The sequence below is a fragment of the Acuticoccus sediminis genome, from assembly GCF_003258595.1.
Taxonomy (GTDB): Bacteria; Pseudomonadota; Alphaproteobacteria; order Rhizobiales; family Amorphaceae; genus Acuticoccus; species Acuticoccus sediminis.
The window spans coordinates 1,222,535-1,240,330 of record NZ_QHHQ01000002.1 but is presented as its reverse complement, the minus strand read 5'-3'; the positions used below and the strand labels follow the sequence as shown (position 1 = coordinate 1,240,330).

The following is a 17,796-nucleotide window of genomic DNA, read 5'->3' as shown; positions in this document are numbered from 1 at the left end:
CTCAGGCTCCCGTCGAGGCGTGGCGCACCGCGGCGATGATGCGCTGGTAGCAGCCGCACCGGCACACGTTGCCGGACATCGATTGCAGGATCTCCTCGTCCGACGGGTTCGGCGTCTGGGCGAGGAGGCTGGCGGCCTGCATGATCTGGCCGGCCTGGCAGAAGCCGCACTGCGGCACGTTGAGCTCGCGCCACGACACCTGGACCGGGTGGGTCCCGTCGTCCGAGAGCCCCTCGATGGTGGTCACCGACGCGCCCTCGACGGTGCCGATCGGCGTCATGCAGCTCCGCGCGGCGACGCCGTCCACATGGACGGTGCAGGCGCCGCACAGACCCGTGCCGCACCCGTATTTGGTGCCGGTGAGCCCGGCGATGTCCCGGATTGCCCACAGGAGGGGCATGTCCGGCGAGGCGTCGATTTCGGTCTCGACGCCGTTCAGCTTGATGGTCGCCATGTCCTAGTCCCTTCGTCCCTGTTCCTTCGGTCGGTGGCCATGTTGGTGCCGCCGCGGCCGGAGGGGCCGCGGCGGTCGGTCAGTCGTCGTCATCCTCGAAGGCGCGCACCACCAGAGCGATGCGGAACGCCTCGTCCTTCCTCCCGGCGAGGAAGACGGACGTCGGCGGCTTTCCGGTCGTTTCCGAGGCGGGCTCGTCGTAGACCACCCGCACCACGTGGCTGACGGGCAGGTTCAGGGCGTGCCGGCCGTCGGCGAGCATCGCGTCCAGCTTGTGCTGGTCGAACGGCTCGACGGTCAGGACCTTCACCTTGCGCCCCAGCCCCGAGCGGATCTGGAAGGCGACGATGCGCTTCTTGATCGTACCCGCGTCCTTCCAGAAGACGATGCGCTCGAATGTGTCGTAGTCGCGCGCCTCGATGGCGCTTCGCACGGCGTTCGCGAGCTCGTCCTCCGTCTGCGGCAGCTCGGCCGGGGCCGCCGCGAGCGGAGCCGCGACCAGTATGGCCGCGGCGAGGCTGAGGGCGGCGCGGATCACGACGCCTCGTCCAGCGCGAAGACCCAGATGACGCCGCCCTGCGGCACCTCCGGCACGCGTCCCTCCGGGAGCATGTCCTCCAGCAGCGCGCGCATGCGCTCCGAATCGACGCCCCAGCCGGACTGGACGGCGACGTACTGCTTGCCGTCGACCTCGAACGAGGACGGCACGCCGGTGATGCCGGAGTTGGTGGGGAACTCCCAGAGGACGTCGCCGGTCTTGGCGTCGAAGGCGCGGAACATCCGGTCCTGCGTTCCGCCGGTGAAGACGAGCCCGCCCTTGGTGGTCAGCAGCGGCCCCCAGTAGGCGGTGTCCATGAAGGAGTGCTCCCAGGCGAGCTTGCCCTCGCTGAGGTCCCAGGCCTGCAGCTTGCCGATCGGCACCGGTTTCGAGGTGTCGACGCTCTCGTGGAAGCGCAGCGAGGAGAGGATCACGTCGAGCGGGACGCCGATCCACAGTTCGCCCGGCTCGCGGGCCTCCATCGGGGCACCGCCCAGCTCCGAGCACAGGTTTTCGTGGCTCGGGATGTAGAAGAGGCCGGTGTCGGGGTTGTAGGCCTCCGGCGGCCAGTCCTTGCCGCCCCACAGGCTCGGGCAGAAGGTGACCGTCTTGTCGGTGCCCGGCGTGCGGTCGGGGTCGTAGCTCGGCCGGCCCTTGTCGTCGAGGCCGGTGAAGACGTTCTGGCGCACGTAGGGCTGGCCGGCGACGAACGAGATCGGCCCTTCCTCGGACCGTGCGAGCTGCCACAGGTAGCCGTTGCGCCCGGCGTGTACGAGACCCTTCACCGACTGCCCGTCATGGTCGTAGTCGATGAGGAGCGGCGCGGAGACCTCGTCCCAGTCCCACGCGTCGTTCCAGTGGTACTGGTGGTGGCCGATGATCGACCCGTTGGCCATGTCGAGCGCGACGACCGAGGTGGTGTAGAGGTTGTCGCCCGGGCGCGTGTCGGGCATCCACGGGCCGCCGTTGCCGGTGCCGAAGTAGGCGATCTTGCTCTTCGGGTCGTAGTTGCCCTGCATCCAGATCGAGCCGCCGCCGGTCTTCCAGGCGTCGCCCTTCCAGGTCTCGGACCCCGGCTGGCCGGGCTCGGGCACGGTGTAGGTCTTCCAGGCCTCGGCCCCGGTCTCGGCATCGAGCGCGACGATGTAGCCGCGGATGCCGAACTCGCCGCCCGAGACGCCGACGACGATCTTGCCGTCCGCCGTCAGCGGCGACAGGGTCGAATAGTAGCCATCGGTGTAGTCGCCGATCTCGGTCTCCCAGACGACGTCGCCGCTGCTGGCGTCGAGGGCGACGACGTAGCCGTCGACGGTCGCCATGTAGACCTTGTCGCCGTAGAGGCCGACGCCGCGGTTGGTCGGGTGAAGCTGGAAGAGATCGTCAGGGAGCGCGCGCACGTAGCGCCAGAGCTCCTTGCCGGTCGCCGCCTCGAAGGCGATCACCTGGTTCTGCGGCGTCGAGACGTACATCATGCCGTCGTTGACGATGGGCGGCGCCTGGTGGCCCTCGGTGACGCCGGTCGAGTAGGTCCAGACCGGGCGCAGCGACTTGACGTTCTCGGTGGTGATCTGGTCGAGCGGGCTATAGCCCCAGCCCGAGTAGTTGCCCCGGAACTGCAGCCAGTTCCCCGGTTCCGGATCGGCGAGCCGGGCGTCGGTGACGGCGTTGTAGGTCTGGGCGTGGGCGGCGGCGGTCAGCGCACATCCTGCCGCGGCGATGATGGGTAGCAATCGCCTCATGCGTTCCTCCAAAATGACGTTGCCGCACGCCCGTCTGGCGAGCGGGATTATTGGGGCGGCGCTGGCGCGCCACCCGGTTGGCCGGAGCGATGGAACGCGGCTCCGTGTCAGGTCTTGGCGCCGCCGGGCTTGGCGGTGAACCCGTCCGTGGCGACGACGTGGCCCTCGTTGCTGAGGGCGACCGGCACCATGGGAAGCTGGCGGCGCGCAGGACCCGATCGCACTTCGCCGCCCTGCAGCGCGGCGAATTCCGACAGATGGCAAAAGCACTTGAGATGGCGCGTCTCGGCCACCCAGGTCTCGATCGTGCAGCCCTGGTGGGTGCAGATCGCTGAGTAGACGACGACCCCGTCCGCAGCCTTCTCGCGCGTCGCCGCGTCCATCTCGGACGGATCGAGACGGACCACGAGGACGCGGTTCAGCCGGTTGCGGCTGCGTTCAACGTCGGCGGCCGGATCGAAGGGAAAGGCCTCGATGCAGGTCTCGCCGACGGGCAGCATGTCGGGTGTCAGCAGCTCGCCCTTGTGGGGGCCGTCGCGTAGCCGAAACAGGTCGCCAGGTTGGACAGATTGGCGCTCCGGCTTCGGGGTGGCGGCCCGAGCCGGGCTTGTCGAGACGATCGCAGCAGCCGACAGCGCGCCGCCGCCGATGATCACCGTTCGACGGTTCGGCTGGCCGCAGCCGGTCGCATCCTTGGATTTGGCCAAGGCATTCCTCCGCTTCTTATCGCGGGACGCGCACTTTTCCAGTGTCGACGGACCAACGTCCGCGCGTCCTCGTCGTCTTCTTGACTGACTTTGCTATCCGATGACTGCGGCGTCACAAAGGCAAATTTGAAGTGGACTAATAGAACTTATAGGCTACTTCACGCATCAGTGATGTAACCTCGGCCGGCGGCGTTCTTAACCGAATGCGGTAGCAACAAATAATATCGTATATTTCCGCCTCTCCGGAGCCGGCCCGGCCAAGGCATGCCAAATGTGGTGCAATAGCGAAGCCGAATGGCTCTCGCGCCTTAATGTGAGGGCGGGTCGATCCGCCCGTGCGCCGCGAGGTGGTCGAGAACGAGTCGAATCCGTGCCGGGAGCGGTCCGCCGCTCTTCAGCCAGACCGCATGGAACGGCTCCGTCTCCGGCGGTCCGGCGTCGTCCAGGACGCTGACGAGGCGCCCCGCGGCGAGGTCGGCGCGCACCACGAACTCCGTCAGCCGGGCGAGGCCGAGGCCGGCGAGCGCCATGTGCCGGACCCCCTCGCCGTCACTCGCCCTGATGCGGACGCCGGGTGGCCCGCTCTCGGGCCGGTACGGCCACGTCGGCTTGTGCCGCTGGTAGGTGAAGTCGATCAGGTCGTGGTCGGCGAGGTCGTCCGGCGTCCGCGGAACGCCCCGCGCCGCCAGGTAGGCGGGCGAGCCGACGACGAGGCGCGGGCCATGCCCGAGGCTGCGCACCAGCATCGCCGACGGCGGCATCTCCCCGGCCCGGACCGCGATGTCCGCCTCGGCGTCGAGGAGGGCGACGACGGCATCGTTCTGCCGCACCACCACGTCGAGGTCGGGATGCTCCGCGAGGAGGGGGCGCAGCGCCGGGTAGAGCGTGTGGTGCCCGTACGAGGCCGAGGTCGCGATGGTGACGGTCCCGATCGGCCGCCCGCCCGTCGTCGCCTCCCGCTCGGCCTCCTCGAGGGCGCACAGGATCGAGACCGCGCGCAGGTGAAAGTCGCGTCCCTCCGCCGTCAGCGTCAGCCCCCGCGTCGTGCGCGCGACGAGGCGGACGCCGAGCCGCCGCTCCAGCCGCGCCACCGCCTTCGAGACGGCCGACGGTGTCAGCCCCGACGCGCGGGCGGCGGCCGAGAAGCTCTCCTCGGCGACCACGGCGGCGAAGATCTCCAGTTCGCGCAGGCGGGCGGGGTCGCCGACCATCTGTGCCTCCAATTCAAAAAAGCTTGGAATGATATCGTACTAGTCACAAGCGGGCACCACCAGCACATGGGCGGTCGCGTTCAATGTCAAAGGTCCGCCATGCCATTTGCCCTCGTTGCCCTCGCTCTCGGCGCGTTCGGGATCGGGCTTACCGAGTTCGTCATCATGGGCCTCCTCGTCGAGGTCGCCGACGGGCTCTCCATCTCCGTCACCACCGCCGGCACGCTGATCTCGGGCTATGCGCTCGGGGTCGTGGTCGGAGCGCCCGTCATCACCATCTTCACACGGACGTGGCCGCAGAAGCGCACGCTCCTCCTCCTCATGGCCATCTTCGTCGTCGGCAACGCGGCCTGCGCGCTCGCGCCGAGCTACGAGACGATGATGGCGGCGCGCATCCTCACCGCGCTCACCCACGGCACCTTCTTCGGCGTCGGCTCCATCGTGGCGCAGCGTCTGGTCCCGAAGGACCGGCAGGCGTCGGCGATCGCCATCGTCTTCACCGGCCTCACGCTCGCCAACGTGCTGGGCGTACCGTTCGGCACCTTCCTCGGCCAGATGGCCGGCTGGCGCACCACGTTCTGGGCCGTCTCGGCGATCGGCATCCTCGCGGGCCTCGTCATGCTGGCGGCGCTCCCCGGCGACGGCCCCACCCGCGAGGCCGAGGACAACGGCTGGCGCAACGACCTCGCCATGCTGACGCGCGGCCCGGTCCTGCGCGGCCTCGCGATGACGGTGTTCGGCTACGCCGGCGTGTTCGCCGTCTTCACCTACATCGCGCCCTACCTCACCGCCGGCGCCGGCTTCCCGCCGAGCGCGGTGGCGCCGATCCTGCTGGGCTTCGGCGCCGGCCTCGTCCTCGGCAACCTCGTCGGCGGACGGCTCGCCGACCACAAGCTCGGCCCGACGATCGTCGGCACGCTCGCGGTGCTCGCGCTGGTGCTGGTCGCGATGGCCGTCGCGGTGCAGTCGCAGGTCGCGGCCGCCCTCGCCACGGCGCTCCTGGGCGCGGCCTCCTTCGCGACGGTCGCGCCGCTTCAGGCGTGGGTGATGGCGCGCGCCGACGGGGCGGGGCAGGCGCTCGCCGCCTCGGTCAACATCGCCGCCTTCAACCTCGGCAACGCCATCGGCGCCTGGGCCGGCGGGCTCGTCATCGCGGCCGGTTTCTCCTACGCGGCGCTGCCGCTGGCCGCCGCGCTCTTCCCGCTGGCCGCCCTCGGCATCGGCCTCGTCACCATCCGGCGCGACGCGGTCCCGGCCGCTGCCGTCGGCGTCCCATCCTGAACGGAGACCCCTCATGGAATACCGTCAGCTCGGCCGGTCCGGCCTTCGCGTTCCCGTCCTCGCCTTCGGTGCGGGCACCTTCGGCGGCACCGGTCCGCTGTTCTCCAACTGGGGCCAGACCGATGTCGACGAGGCGCGCCGCCTCGTCGAGATCTGCCTCGAAGCCGGCGTCACCCTCTTCGACACGGCGGACGTCTACTCCGACGGCCGCTCCGAGGAGGTGCTCGGCGCCGCCCTCGAGGGCCTGCGCGACGCGGCCCTCATCTCCACCAAGACCGCGCTGCCGACCGGCGACGGGCCGCACGACTGGGGCGTCTCGCGCGCCCGGCTGGTCCGGTCGGTCGACGCCGCCCTGACGCGGCTGCGGACCGACCGGATCGACATCCTCCAGCTCCACGCCTTCGACAGCTTCACGCCCGTCGACGAGCTGCTCCAGACCATCGACGTGCTGGTGCGGGCGGGGAAGGTTCATCATTGGGGAGTGTCTAACTATCCCGGCTGGGCGCTGATGCAGCTCATCGAGCGGGCCGACCGCCACGGGTTGCCGCGACCCGTGGCGCAGCAGGTCTACTATTCGCTCGTCGGCCGCGACTTCGAGTGGGACCTGATGCCGCTCGGCGCGCGCGAAGGGGTCGGGGCACTGTTGTGGAGCCCGCTCGGCTGGGGACGCCTCACCGGCAGGATCCGCCGCGGCGCACCGCTGCCCGAGGGGAGCCGCCTTCACGAGACGGCGGCGTTCGGCCCGCCGGTCGACGAGGAGCGGCTCTACCGCGTGCTCGACGTGCTGTTCGAGATCGCCGAAGAGACGGGCAAGACCGTGCCGCAGGTGGCGCTGAACTGGCTGACCCGCCAGCCGACGGTGTCGAGCATCATCATCGGCGCCCGCAACGAGGAGCAGCTCCGCCAGAACCTCGGCGCGGTCGGCTGGAGCCTGAGCGGGGAGCAGGCGGCGCGCCTCGCCGCAGCGTCGGAGAGCGACGCCGCCTATCCGGCGTTCCCCTATCGCCGGCAGGAGGCGTTCGCCCGCCTGTTCCCGCCGCTCGTCTAGCGGCGGGTCCCGCGGGGCATCCGGTCCGGTCTTTCGGCCGGCGGCGAACCTGTCGTCGGGCGGCCCCCAAGGATCCCTGGCGTCGCGTCCGCCAGACGGCGGTGCGGGTGTCAGCCCTCGGGGTCGGGGCGGGAGGGGAGGCCGTAGCGGGTCATCTTCTCCCAGAGCGTGGTGCGGGAGATGCCGAGGCGTCTCGCCGCCTCGCTCTGCACCCCCTCCGATCGCTCCAGCGCGCGCAGGATGTGCTCGCGCTCCGCCGCCCGCCGCGCCTCCGACAGGGAGACTTCGGAGCCGACGACCGCCTCGTCGCCGGCCTCCACCCGCGCCGCCGCCTCGGGGAAGAGGTCCGCCGCCGTGATGGTGTCTCCCTCGGCGAGCGCGGCGGCGCGGTCCACCCGGTTGATCAGCTCGCGCACGTTGCCCGGCCAGCCGTGCCGGCGGGCGACGTCGAGGGCGTCGGTCCCGAAGGCGAGGCGCGGCCGGTCGAACCGCTTCGTCGCCTGCGCGAGCCGGGTCGCCAGGTGGCGCTCGATGTCCTGCGGGCGCTCGCGCAGCGGCGCGAGGGTGCAGCTCACGACGTTGATGCGGAACCAGAGGTCCTCGCGGAAGCTGCCCTCCGCCACCATGGCGGCGAGATCGCGGTTCGTCGCGCAGACCACCCGGCCACGGAACGACAGGTCCCGCCTGCCGCCGAGGCGGCGGAACTCCCCCGTCTCCAGAAGCCGCAGCAGCTTCACCTGCAGCGAGAGCGGCAGCTCGCCGACCTCGTCGAGGAACAGCGTCCCGGTGCCGGCCTCCTCGGCGACGCCGACGTGCCCGCCGGCCGCGCCGGTGAAGGCGCCCTTCTCGTGGCCGAAGATGGTGGACTCGGCGAGCTCCGGTTGCAGCGCGCCGCAGTTCACCGCGACGAACGGCTGCCCCGCCCGCGCGCCGGCGCCATGAAGGTGGCGCGCGGCGATCTCCTTGCCCGTGCCCGTCTCGCCAAGGAGCAGGACGGGAAGGTCGGTGTCGGCGACCCGCTTCAGGGTCCGGGCGAGGTCCGTCATCTGCGGCGAGACGCCGAGCGGCGTGTCGCCGGCGGCGGGCGAGGCGTCGGCGAAGCGGTGGGCGGCGGCGTTCAGCGTCGCGATGAGATCGTCGATGGAGAAAGGCTTGGTGAGATAGTGCCAGGCGCCCTCGCGCACGAGGCGCACGGCGTGGTCGATGGAGCCGTAGCCCGTCATGAAGACGATCGGCACCATGCCGATGGACTGGAACTGGTCGCGCATCACGTCGTCGCCGTCGCCGTCCGGCAGGCGGATGTCGCAGATGACGGCGTCCGGGCGCACCCGGCGGATCGTGCGCGCCGCCTCGCGGGCGCTCTTCACCCAGGTGACGGCGAACCCCTCCAGCCCCAGCCGGTCCTCCAGCGAGGCGCCGAGGATCTCGTCGTCCTCCACGAGGATGAGATTGGGTCGGGCCTCGGTCATCCCTCCGCCCTCCCGGCGGCCGGCGCGTCCGCGGCGGCGCTGTCGGACGCGGTCGGGATGATGACCGTCACCGACGTGCCCCGCTCCGGCACGCTCTCGATCGCGAGCTCGGCGCCGATCCGCTCCACCAGGTTGGCGACGAGCCAGATGCCGATGCTGCGTTCGTGCTCGATGGTCTCGCTGACCCCGCCTGTGAGTGCCGCGATCTGTGCGGGCGACATGCCTTCTCCCTCGTCCCGCACCGCCACATAGCTCCGCCCCGCCGCCCTGGACACCGACAGCGACACCGTGACCGCGGTGCCGCGCGGGGCGGCGCGGATCGCGTTGAGGATCAGGTTGAGGAGGATCTGCCGCAGGCCGTCGGCGTCCGTCTCGATCGCGTCCTCGTCCCGAAGGTCCCAGCGGATGGTGACGTCGGCGTGCCGGGCCTGGGTGGCGACGAGAAGGTCCAGCTCGCGGATCTCGCGCCCGGCGAGGCGCCGCCGCCCGGAGCGACGCCGGTAGGCGGCGAGCGTCACGTCGACGATGGAGCCGATGGAGTCGAGCCCGCGGGCGAGGAGGTCGATGTTGCGCTGCCGGACCTCCGGGTCGTCGCCGTAGCGGCGCAGGGTGGAGAGCGCGTTCATCAGGCCCGCCAGCGGATTGCGCACCTCGTGCGCAAGCGTGGCGGCGAGGCGGGCGAGCACCGCGTCGCGCTCCCGTTCGGCCGCCACCGACAGCGACTGGCGCCGCATCGCCTCGGAGCGCTCCCGCAGCGCGAGCGCGGCTTCCAGCCGGGTCAGCTCGGTGCCGTGGCGGCGGGCGCTGCGGCCGTCCGGGCTCTCGTCGGCGAGGCGGTCGATGAAGTGGTCGAGCGGGCGAAGCGCGCGGCGCGTCAGGACGTAGGTCATCAGCGCGGCGAAGACCGCGAGGGCGATGTCCACCGCGACGGCGACGATCTCGGTCCGCCGCGTCCCCTCGAAGACGCCGCGCGCGTCGAAGGTGGCGGTGATCGCGAAGGGGCCGGTGGGGCCGTCGTAGGTGCGCGTCGCCTCGGCCTGGGACTGGCGGCGGTTGAAGTCCACCCGCGTCACGTCGGCCCCGTCGCCGGCCACCCGGTCGAGATTGGCGCGCAGGACGGCCTCGTCCGTCTCACCGATGACGACGGTCTGCGCGGTGCCGTCGGGGTCGGTCCAGCGCACCGCCATCGCCTCCTCCAGGAGGGCGGTGCGGTAGACGAGGAGCTGCGCGGCGGCCTCCGACACGCGGGCCGGATCGTCCGGCAGGGCGGAGGCGATGGCCCCCGCGACGGCGTCGAGGTAGACGACCGCCTGGTCGCGCAGCGCCTCCCGCTCGGAGAGGCGCAGGACATGGACGCCGATCTGCGTGGAGCCGAACGCCGCGACGAACATCGCCAGCGCGATCGTGACGGGAAGCAGCGTCGTCAGCGACAGGCGCCGGTCCAGCCGCAGCCAGTTGCCGCTCGACGATCGGGAAGGCCGCACGCGTGCTCCTCGTGTCCTGCAGCGCGCGGCGGTCGGCCCGCCGCGCGCGTTCACCTCAATCCGGGGTTTCCATCGCGAGGACGTCGCCACGGAAGCCCGGTGCGATCCGTTCCGTCCAGGCCATACCATACCAGCGGGTCCGCAGCGGCCGCGGCATGGTGCCGAGGATCGCCGCATCCGCCCCGGCCAGCATCGCCGCGTCCCCGGCGGACCGGCCACGGCCGGCCGGCAGCGGGACGAACCGGACGCCGTGGCCGGCGGCGATCCGCTCCAGCCCGGCGAGGCGCGCATCCCCGGCCCGGCCGACGTGGCAGACGGTCCCGACCGGCCACAGGCGGCTCTGCAGGGACCAGTCGAGCAGGTCGCCCAGGTGCGGCTCGTCGTTGTCGTAGAGCGCGAGCGTGACCTCGTCCCCCTCCGGTGCGATGCCGGCGTAGAGGACGGGACCGACGTGGACCGACGGGAGGTGCAGGAGCCCGTCCGGTGCCCAGCTCATGTCGGAATGGACCGGGTCGACGCCGTGGTGGAACCACCCGTCCTGCGGCACCACCAGAAGGCAGCGGCCGGGCTCGCCGTGGCAGAGGACATCTTCCGGCACGCCCTCGTCGTAGCGCACGCTGAGCTCGGCGCCCGCGCGCTCCATGTGCCCCTGCAGCGCCTCCATCGCCTCGGCGCAGGCCTTGCGGATCCGTGAGCGGGTGTCGCCCCGGTCCTCGGCGCGCTCGATGGTGCGGCTGTCGACGATCGCGTGCGCGGTCAGGGAAACGCCGTGAGCGGCGGCGATCGCGAGGGCGCGGGCAAACGTGCGGTCCTCCTGCCCGCGGATCAGCCCGAGGCGGACGTCCGTCAGCGGCTCGAGCGCCGGGCCGGGCGTCGTGCTCCGCGTGCCGTCCGCCTCGGCGGCGGACGGGTCCGTCGACGGCGCGAAGGGGCGGCGGGCGCTGCCGATCCGCTCCGACGGCGGCACGGCCTGTCTGGCGAGGACGCCGTCGAGCGCGTCGCCGCGCGACAGACCCTCCATCGGCGTGCCGGAGATGTAGGCCGCGCGGCCGAGGAGGTGGCCGGCGACCGGCACGGTCAGCAGGAGGAACAGGATCGTCAGGGTTCCGATGACCGTGACGTCGCTCGCCTGCTGTCCGACGAGGGTGCCGAGGACGACGAGCCCCGCGCCCAGCGTCCCCGCCTTCGTCGCCGCGTGCATGCGCTGGAACGGATCGGCGAGGCGCAGGACCCCGACGGCGGCGATCACCAGGAAGCCGACGCCGACGACCTTGAGGAGAAGTGCGATGAGCGCGCTCATGATCCTTCCCCCCGCATGCGCTCCAGCAGACCGGCGAAGGCGCAGGTCGCGAGGAAGCCGACGAGGGCGAGCCCGAAGCTGACGTCGAGGAACTCGCGCCGGCCGGTGGCGGCGGTGACGAGTGCGGCGGCCGCGACGGCGATCGCCGTCACCATGTCGAGCGCGATGAACCTGTCGGCGTAGCTCGGGCCGACGATCATGCGCGCGGCCGCGAGCACCAGAGGAACCATCAGTACCGCGGTGAGCACCAGCGCGGCGGTGGTGAGATGGGCGTCGATCGTCTCGATCATGCTTCGATCTCCCTGATACGGCGTTCGAACGTGGACTTGATCCCGGCGACGACCTCCGACTCGGAGACCGTGTCGAGCACGTGGACGAAGAGCGTCCTGCGGTCCTCGCTGACGTGGAGCGCGGTGGTCCCGGGCGTCAGCGTCACGCAGTTGGCGAGGGTCGTGATCCCGGCGTCGGTGCGCACGTCGAGCGGGACGGCGATGATCGCCGAGCGGGGCTGCGCGTCGGCGCTCAGTACCGTGCGCGCCACGGCGACGGACGAGACGACGAGCTCGCGCAGGAACACCGCCGCGAGGACGAGGACGTGCACGCCCTTCCCGGGCAGCTTCAGAAAGCGGGTCATGGGGCGATCTCCGCGACACTGGTGGTCTCGCCGAACACGGCGGCGATGTAGGGGGCGGGGTCGGCCATCGAGCGCGCCGCCCCGTCGGCGAAGGCGATCAGCGGCTCGGGCGCAAGGCTGATTGTCAGCGTGATCGCGGCGAGGCCGCCGATGGCGAGGAGCATCGGCCGGGGGACCGCCCGCGGGGTCGTGCGCGGCCCGGGCGGCGCCTTCCAGAACGCCTCGATCCAGATCTTCGACATCGAGAACAGCGTCAGCAGGCCGACGAAGAGGGCGATCGCGCCCAGCCAAGCGGCGTCGTCGCGGAAGGTCGCGTCGATGACGAGGAACTTGGCCCAGAAGCCGGAGAACGGCGGGATTCCGGCGAGCGAGAGGGCCGGGATGAGGAAGAGGACGGCGAGCCACGGCGCGCCGCGCATCAGCCCGCCGGCCCTGCGCACGTCGTAGGTGCCGCTCGCCCGGTAGATCGCGCCGGCGAGCAGGAAGAGGTTCGCTTTCACGATGATGTGGTGGACGATGTAGAAGATCGCCGCCGCCATCGCCGCCTCGGTCGAGATCGCGAGGCCGAGCATGATGTAGCCGATCTGGCTGACGATGTGGAACGACAGGATGCGCCGCACGTCGTACTGAGTCGCCGCCCCGAAGACGCCGAACAGCATCGTCCCGGCCGCGAGCCAGGCGACCATCGTGCGGATCCCCGAGCCCTCCACCTCGAAGATGAGCGTGAAGACGCGGAAGGCGGCGTAGAGGCCGACCTTGGTGAGAAGCCCCGCGAACACCGCAGACACCACGATCGAGGCGGTGTGATAGGACGCCGGCAGCCAGAAGAAGAGCGGGAAGAAGCCCGCCTTGATGCCGAACCCGACCAGGAAGAGGAGCGCCGAGACGGTGAGCGCGGCCGAGGGCTCGGTCTCCGGCAGGACGCGGGCGAGGTCGGCCATGTTGAGCGTGCCGGTGACGCCGTAGAGCAGCGCGATCGCCATCAGGAAGAGGATGGTCGAGAAGAGGTTGAGGACCGCGTAGCGCAGGGCCCCGTCGAGCTGGGCCCGCGTCCGCCCGAGCGTGATGAGGCCGAGCGCGGTGATCAGCATCACCTCGAACCAGACGTAGAGGTTGAAGATGTCGCCGGTGAGGAAGGCGCCGTTGACGCCGACGAGGAGACCGAAGAACAGCGGGAAGAAGCCGGACCGGATCTCCCGCCGCTTGAGGTCGGCCATGCCGAAGACCGCCGCCGCGAGCGCGAGGACCGCCGTCACCACGACCATGCCGGCGCTGAACGGGTCGACCACGAGGGAGACGCCGAAGGGAGCCGCCCAGCTGCCGAACTGCTTGGCCTGCACGCCGCCGTCGAGGACGAGGCGCAGGAGGAGCAGCGAGGCCCCCGTCATCGCCGCCAGGCCGGCCGCCGCGACGAGGCTCTGCGCCCGCCGGTGGCGCCACAGGATCGCCGTGAAGGCGGCCGCCGCCAGCGGGATCAGCAGCGGCAGGAGGAGGAGGGTCGCGGCGCCGTGATCACCCATGGGACGCCCCCTTCGGCTCGAACGGGCTGCCGAGATCCTCGGCGGCGGTGAGCTCGCGCGTGTCGATCGTGCCTCCGGTGCGGAAGAGCTGGAGGGCGAGCGCGGCCGAGAAGGCGACCAGCGCGAAGCCGATGACGATGGCGGTCAGGATGAGGGCCTGCGGCAGCGGGTTGGCGCTGTCGGCACGGAGCATGTCGGATCCTTGTTCGATGACGGGCGGGAGCGTCGCCTGGACGCCGCCGGCGAGGAAGATCAGGAGGTTGGTGCCGGCCGACAGCAGCGAGACGCCGAGGATGATCCGCATCACGTTGCGCGACAGGACGAGGTAGACCCCGGTGCCGACGATCGCGGCGATGGCGAGCGCGTAGACGAGGTTCACGGCGCGACCTCCCCGTGAAGGTCCTCGTAGAGGCGCAGCACGAGGCAGAGGACGCCGCCGAGCACGACGAGGTAGACGCCGATGTCGAAGAGCGTCGCCGTGCCGAGGTGGACGGCGCCGCTGGTCCACCAGTGGGTCAGGTAGGACGCGTCGCTGACGAGGCCGGGGAGGCCGCTGACGCAGGCGAGCGCGAGGCCGCAGCCGACCAGCACCACGGGATGGACCCGCAGCACCCGCCGGGCGTGGTCGACGCCCCGGGTGAGCGCCAGCGTCGCGAAGGCGGCGGCCGCCATCAGACCGCCGATGAAGCCGCCCCCCGGATCGTTATGCCCGCGCATCAGGATGAACAGCGAGCCGCCCAGCATGAGCGCGAAGTAGAGCCTCGACATGGTGGCGAAGATGATCGGCATGACTAGCCTTTCGTCTTGAGGGGACGGGGGGCGCCGCCGCGGCGCAGGAGCGCCCAGGCGGCCAGTGTGGCGAAGGCGACGACCGCCACCTCGCCGAGCGTGTCGATCGCCCGGAAATCGACGAGGATGACGTTGACGACGTTGCGCCCGTACGCCTCGAGGTAGCTGGCGGCGCCGAAGAAGGCGCTGAGCTCCATGTTCGGCGGGGTCGCCGACATGCTCGCCGCGCCGACGAACACGAAGACGGCGAAGAGCGCGGCGATGAAAGCGTCACGCCGCCGCTCGGACGGGGTGCGCGAATGGGCCCGGGCGAGGGGCACGCGCAGGAGCACTGCCGTCAGGATGACGACGAGCAGCGTCTCCACCGAGAACTGGGTCAGCGCGAGATCCGGCGCGCCGTTGAGGAGGAAGACGAAGGCCGAGGCGAAGCCGACGATGCCGACCGACACCAGCGCGCCGACGAGCGAGCGGGCGAGGGTCGTCGCCACCGCCCCGGCGACCGCGATGGCGAGCACCGCGACGACGCTGACGCGAAGCGGTCCCTGCGCCACGAACGGGAGTCCTGTGCCCGAGACGAGGAGGCCGACGGCGAGGATCGCCACCGTGCTCGTCACGACGACCGCGGTGTAGCGGTGCTGGTCGCCGTTCTGCAGCACCTGCGTCGACCGGCTCGCGAGGGCGAGCGTGCCGTTGAAGGCGCGCTCGTAGAAGCGGTCGCCGAAGAGGCGGTGGAGGATCCGCCGGCGCCTCAGGGTGACATGGATCGGCGTCCAGAAGACGGCGATCAGGATCCCCATGGTGATGACGAGGCCCGACAGGACGAGCATCGGCGTCACCCCGTGCCAGAGGGAGAAGGAGACGTCGACCGGCGTGTCGGTGAGGGCGAGCACGGCCGGGGCGATCAGCGTCGCCGCCACGACGTTCGGCACGATGCCGAGGGCGATGCCGCCGATCGCCAGCGCCAGCGGGCCGATAAGGAGCCCGGGCGTCTCGCCGTGGCGGATCGTGAGGGTGCGCCGCCGGGCCATGAAGAACGGCCGGATGGAGACCACGCCGGCGACGCCGACCATGACCGAGTTGACGATCACCGCCACCAGCACCGGGGCGACGCTCCACGTGCTGGAGAGCTGCGCGTCGAACAGGTACTCCTTGGAGATGAAGCCGATGAACGGCGGCAGTCCCGCCATGGAGAAGCTGGCGAGGAGGGCGGCGAAGGCGGTGAACGGCAGCACCCGGGCGAGCCCGCCGAGGCGCGACAGGTGTGCCTCGCCCGTGGCGTGGATGGCGTTGCCGGCGCAGAAGAAGAGCGCCGCCTTGTAGAAGGCGTGCGTGATCAGGAAGCCGACGGTCGCGACCACGGCGACCTCGCTGTCGAGCCCGATCAGCATGACGAGGATGCCGAGCGAGGCGACCGTCGACTGCGCCAGCACCGCCTTGAAGCCGGTCGCCCGCAGTGCCTCGAACGAGGCGACGAGCATGGTGAGCGAGCCGACGACCACCAGGGTGCCCCCGAACCACGGGACGCCCGCGAACACCTGGTCGAAGCGCGCCAGCAGGAAGACGCCGAGCTTCACCATGGTCGCGGAGTGCAGGTAGGCGGAGGCGGGCGTCGGCGCCTGCATCGCGTTCGGCAGCCAGAACTGGAACGGCACCTGCGCCGACTTGGTGAAGGCGCCGAGGAGGATCAGCACGATGATGGGCGTCAGCCACGGGCTGGCGACGAGCTCGTCGGCCCGGCCGAGCACCTCGGTGTAGGAGAAGGTGCCGAGGGTGATGCCGATGAGGAGGATGCCGGCGAACAGGGTGAGGCCGCCGCCGCCGGTGACGATGAGCGCCTGGAGCGCGGCCCTGCGTGCCTCGGCCTTCTCGCTGTCGAAGCCGACGAGCATGAAGGAGAGCAGGCTCGTCGCCTCCCAGAAGAGGAACATGACGACGAGGTTGTCGGCGAGGACGGTGCCCAGCATCGCCGTCATGAAGAGGAGGATGAGGCTCAGGAAGCGGCCGGCGGTGGCGGGCGGCTTCTCGGCGAAGTAGGCGCCGGCGTAGAGCGTGACGAGCGTGCCGATGCCGGTGACGAGCAGCGCGAAGAGGAGGGAGAAGCCGTCCAGCCGGAAGGCGAGGTCGACGCCGAGCGTCGGGACCCAGGCGGCACTGGCGAGGAGCACCTCGCCGCCGGCGATGGCGGGTTGTTCCCGCAGCAGCAGGACGAACGCCGCCAACGGCGCCCCGGCGAGGACGGGAGCGCCCCAGCGCCCCAGGATTCGGCACACCGGCCGCGCGACGATCGCGGCGCCGGCGCACAACAACAGGACAACGACAAAGAGCAACGCGACACCTCTTCGGGTTTGATCTTGTCGCTCCCTATCGCAACGGCCGTGCCACTCCCGTTTTGCTGAGTTTTCCTGGCGTTTTGCCGAACGGTTGCCGGCCCGGACGTTCGACTTTCCGAACGCCCGGAGACCGATGTCCGGAAATGCAAACGCGCCACGGCCGACGCGGCAGGCCGTTCCGCCAGAGAGGACCCCCCGCACGCACCCCTCGCACGGCGCGCACACAATCCGGGGCGGGAGCCTGATCGCTGGTGGGTCCCGAGCCCGCCGGAGGCATCGGCGGTCCCGAACAGTGGCTGCAGTGCCGGGACCGGTGCTAGCGGGCGGCAAGCATCCAGTTGATGGTTTCGCGCCAGTCGACCATGCGCAGGGGCGATCCGTGGGTTCCGCGGTCGAAGCAGATCATCCTGACCGGGTAGCCGGGCGCGCGGGTGCGCAGGTCGTTGAAGAACGCCTCCATCCACTCCACGGGATAGACGTCGTCGTCGGTGCCCTGGGCGAGGAGGACAGGCACGCGGCGCTGGAACGCCGCGCTGGAGAAGAATGCGTCGTCGGGGTAGGAGCCGAGGAAGAGGATGCCGCCGAGCCGCTGCGCGACGGTGGCGTTTTCCGCGAGGTTGTAGCAGATCGCCCCGCCCATGGATCCGCAGGCGACGAAGACCGGCGCGCGCGGGGACTTCTCGGCATAGAGCTCGATCAGGCCGGCGACCTGTCCGGCGCCCTTCTGGCCGAAGTCGGCGAAGTCGGGCGAGAGGTAGAGCCCGCCCGCCTTCTCCACCATGTTCTTGATCCGGTTGAAGTTTCCGCCGGAGTTGAAGTCGTGGACGCCGTGTTCGCGGTTCGCGCCGCGGCCGTGCGCGAAGAGGACGATGATGCTGGCGTCCTCGCGCTGTCCGACGGCGATGTGGGCGACGCGCCCGGCGTTCGTCTTGAGGATCAGGTCGCGCTGCTTGCGGCGGATGCCGAGCGAGGCCGACTGCGGACGGACCGCGCGGCTGCTGGCGTCCCCCTCGTTGCGGATGTCGCGCAGCGGATCGTAGGCGAAGACGCGGTAGTCGCCGTCGAACTCCGAGGTGATGAGATCCGGGTAGGCGTACTCGCTGTCCTTGAACGACGGCAGCGTCTGCGCGCTCGCGCACGCAGCGAAGGCGGCCGTCAGCACGGCCGCCAGGGCGAGTCGTTGCAAGGTCTGGTTCATGCGCCTGATCGAATGCCCGGCCGAGGCTAGCGGATTCGGGGCACTCCCAGCAATGCCGGTCCGGCGCGATCCGACCGGGCGGTCCGGGACGGCG

At 71.0% G+C, this 17,796-nt stretch carries 17 protein-coding genes; 2 read left to right on the top strand and 15 right to left on the bottom strand.

The features are described 5' to 3' along the window. Position 1 precedes the first annotated feature (1 nt). The 5 genes from DLJ53_RS13445 to DLJ53_RS13425 all read right to left on the bottom strand — a co-directional run bounded on the left by DLJ53_RS13445 (position 2) and on the right by DLJ53_RS13425 (position 4,649). Positions 2 to 454, bottom strand: a complete 453-nt coding sequence (locus DLJ53_RS13445) for a (2Fe-2S)-binding protein (protein ID WP_111345912.1) — start codon at positions 452 to 454, stop codon at positions 2 to 4. Positions 455 to 533: 79 nt separating this feature from the next. Next, on the bottom strand, positions 534 to 992 hold the full coding sequence (locus DLJ53_RS13440) for a hypothetical protein (protein WP_111345910.1): 459 nt from the start codon (positions 990 to 992) through the stop codon (positions 534 to 536). After that, positions 989 to 2,731: a PQQ-dependent dehydrogenase, methanol/ethanol family gene (locus tag DLJ53_RS13435; protein ID WP_111345908.1), complete on the bottom strand. Its 1,743-nt coding sequence runs from the start codon at positions 2,729 to 2,731 to the stop codon at positions 989 to 991. The genes DLJ53_RS13440 and DLJ53_RS13435 overlap by 4 nt, the downstream gene beginning before the upstream one ends. Before the next feature lie 107 nt (positions 2,732 to 2,838). Further along, positions 2,839 to 3,438, bottom strand: a complete 600-nt coding sequence (locus tag DLJ53_RS13430; RefSeq protein WP_111345906.1) for a QcrA and Rieske domain-containing protein — start codon at positions 3,436 to 3,438, stop codon at positions 2,839 to 2,841. Between the two features lie 308 nt (positions 3,439 to 3,746). Beyond that, positions 3,747 to 4,649 carry a LysR family transcriptional regulator gene (locus DLJ53_RS13425; protein ID WP_111345904.1) on the bottom strand — a complete coding sequence of 301 codons (903 nt, stop codon included), beginning with the start codon at positions 4,647 to 4,649 and terminating at the stop codon, positions 3,747 to 3,749. Between the two features lie 99 nt (positions 4,650 to 4,748). Between DLJ53_RS13425 and DLJ53_RS13420 the strand changes: the two genes are divergently transcribed. Together DLJ53_RS13420 and DLJ53_RS13415 are read left to right on the top strand one after the other, a co-directional pair. Further along, the gene (locus DLJ53_RS13420) at positions 4,749 to 5,930 is read left to right on the top strand and encodes an MFS transporter (protein ID WP_111345902.1); all 1,182 of its coding nucleotides are present in this window, start codon (positions 4,749 to 4,751) and stop codon (positions 5,928 to 5,930) included. Positions 5,931 to 5,943: 13 nt separating this feature from the next. Beyond that, entirely contained in the window at positions 5,944 to 6,978 is a 1,035-nt protein-coding gene (locus DLJ53_RS13415; RefSeq protein ID WP_111345900.1) for an aldo/keto reductase, read from the top strand. A 110-nt stretch (positions 6,979 to 7,088) separates the two neighbouring features. Here the strand turns inward: DLJ53_RS13415 and DLJ53_RS13410 are convergent, their stop codons facing one another. From DLJ53_RS13410 to DLJ53_RS13365, 10 genes are all read right to left on the bottom strand, one after another. After that, on the bottom strand, positions 7,089 to 8,447 hold the full coding sequence (locus tag DLJ53_RS13410; protein WP_111345898.1) for a sigma-54-dependent transcriptional regulator: 1,359 nt from the start codon (positions 8,445 to 8,447) through the stop codon (positions 7,089 to 7,091). Beyond that, positions 8,444 to 9,931: a sensor histidine kinase gene (locus DLJ53_RS13405; protein ID WP_111345896.1), complete on the bottom strand. Its 1,488-nt coding sequence runs from the start codon at positions 9,929 to 9,931 to the stop codon at positions 8,444 to 8,446. The genes DLJ53_RS13410 and DLJ53_RS13405 overlap by 4 nt, the downstream gene beginning before the upstream one ends. A gap of 55 nt (positions 9,932 to 9,986) precedes the next feature. Then, positions 9,987 to 11,231, bottom strand: coding sequence for a monovalent cation/H(+) antiporter subunit G (gene mnhG, locus DLJ53_RS13400; protein WP_111345894.1), 1,245 nt, complete (start codon positions 11,229 to 11,231; stop codon positions 9,987 to 9,989). Then, on the bottom strand, positions 11,228 to 11,521 hold the full coding sequence (locus DLJ53_RS13395; protein WP_111345893.1) for an MrpF/PhaF family protein: 294 nt from the start codon (positions 11,519 to 11,521) through the stop codon (positions 11,228 to 11,230). Before DLJ53_RS13395 ends, mnhG begins: the two co-directional genes overlap by 4 nt. Next, the gene (locus DLJ53_RS13390) at positions 11,518 to 11,865 is read right to left on the bottom strand and encodes a Na+/H+ antiporter subunit E (protein ID WP_111345891.1); all 348 of its coding nucleotides are present in this window, start codon (positions 11,863 to 11,865) and stop codon (positions 11,518 to 11,520) included. The genes DLJ53_RS13395 and DLJ53_RS13390 overlap by 4 nt, the downstream gene beginning before the upstream one ends. Next, the gene (locus DLJ53_RS13385) at positions 11,862 to 13,385 is read right to left on the bottom strand and encodes a proton-conducting transporter transmembrane domain-containing protein (protein ID WP_111345889.1); all 1,524 of its coding nucleotides are present in this window, start codon (positions 13,383 to 13,385) and stop codon (positions 11,862 to 11,864) included. Before DLJ53_RS13385 ends, DLJ53_RS13390 begins: the two co-directional genes overlap by 4 nt. Further along, a complete protein-coding gene (locus DLJ53_RS13380) occupies positions 13,378 to 13,764 on the bottom strand; it encodes a sodium:proton antiporter (protein ID WP_111345887.1) in 387 nt (128 codons plus the stop codon). The genes DLJ53_RS13385 and DLJ53_RS13380 overlap by 8 nt, the downstream gene beginning before the upstream one ends. Beyond that, complete coding sequence (locus tag DLJ53_RS13375; RefSeq protein ID WP_111345885.1) at positions 13,761 to 14,174, bottom strand: MnhB domain-containing protein; 414 nt, start codon at positions 14,172 to 14,174, stop codon at positions 13,761 to 13,763. The genes DLJ53_RS13380 and DLJ53_RS13375 overlap by 4 nt, the downstream gene beginning before the upstream one ends. Before the next feature lie 2 nt (positions 14,175 to 14,176). Beyond that, positions 14,177 to 16,501, bottom strand: coding sequence for a hydrogen gas-evolving membrane-bound hydrogenase subunit E (gene mbhE, locus DLJ53_RS13370; protein WP_202913124.1), 2,325 nt, complete (start codon positions 16,499 to 16,501; stop codon positions 14,177 to 14,179). A gap of 319 nt (positions 16,502 to 16,820) precedes the next feature. Further along, complete coding sequence (locus DLJ53_RS13365) at positions 16,821 to 17,702, bottom strand: alpha/beta hydrolase (protein ID WP_111345883.1); 882 nt, start codon at positions 17,700 to 17,702, stop codon at positions 16,821 to 16,823. Positions 17,703 to 17,796: the final 94 nt, after the last annotated feature.

Excerpts from the sequence above, each read along its gene's own strand:
- DLJ53_RS13445 (WP_111345912.1), bottom strand. The coding sequence starts at position 454 with ATGGCGACCATCAAGCTGAACGGCGTCGAGACCGAAATCGACGCCTCG.
- DLJ53_RS13435 (WP_111345908.1), bottom strand. The coding sequence starts at position 2,731 with ATGAGGCGATTGCTACCCATCATCGCCGCGGCAGGATGTGCGCTGACC.
- DLJ53_RS13425 (WP_111345904.1), bottom strand. The coding sequence starts at position 4,649 with ATGGTCGGCGACCCCGCCCGCCTGCGCGAACTGGAGATCTTCGCCGCC.
- DLJ53_RS13420 (WP_111345902.1), top strand. The coding sequence starts at position 4,749 with ATGCCATTTGCCCTCGTTGCCCTCGCTCTCGGCGCGTTCGGGATCGGG.
- DLJ53_RS13415 (WP_111345900.1), top strand. The coding sequence starts at position 5,944 with ATGGAATACCGTCAGCTCGGCCGGTCCGGCCTTCGCGTTCCCGTCCTC.
- DLJ53_RS13410 (WP_111345898.1), bottom strand. The coding sequence starts at position 8,447 with ATGACCGAGGCCCGACCCAATCTCATCCTCGTGGAGGACGACGAGATC.
- mnhG (WP_111345894.1), bottom strand. The coding sequence starts at position 11,231 with ATGAGCGCGCTCATCGCACTTCTCCTCAAGGTCGTCGGCGTCGGCTTC.
- DLJ53_RS13395 (WP_111345893.1), bottom strand. The coding sequence starts at position 11,521 with ATGATCGAGACGATCGACGCCCATCTCACCACCGCCGCGCTGGTGCTC.
- DLJ53_RS13390 (WP_111345891.1), bottom strand. The coding sequence starts at position 11,865 with ATGACCCGCTTTCTGAAGCTGCCCGGGAAGGGCGTGCACGTCCTCGTC.
- DLJ53_RS13385 (WP_111345889.1), bottom strand. The coding sequence starts at position 13,385 with ATGGGTGATCACGGCGCCGCGACCCTCCTCCTCCTGCCGCTGCTGATC.
- DLJ53_RS13375 (WP_111345885.1), bottom strand. The coding sequence starts at position 14,174 with ATGCCGATCATCTTCGCCACCATGTCGAGGCTCTACTTCGCGCTCATG.
- DLJ53_RS13365 (WP_111345883.1), bottom strand. The coding sequence starts at position 17,702 with ATGAACCAGACCTTGCAACGACTCGCCCTGGCGGCCGTGCTGACGGCC.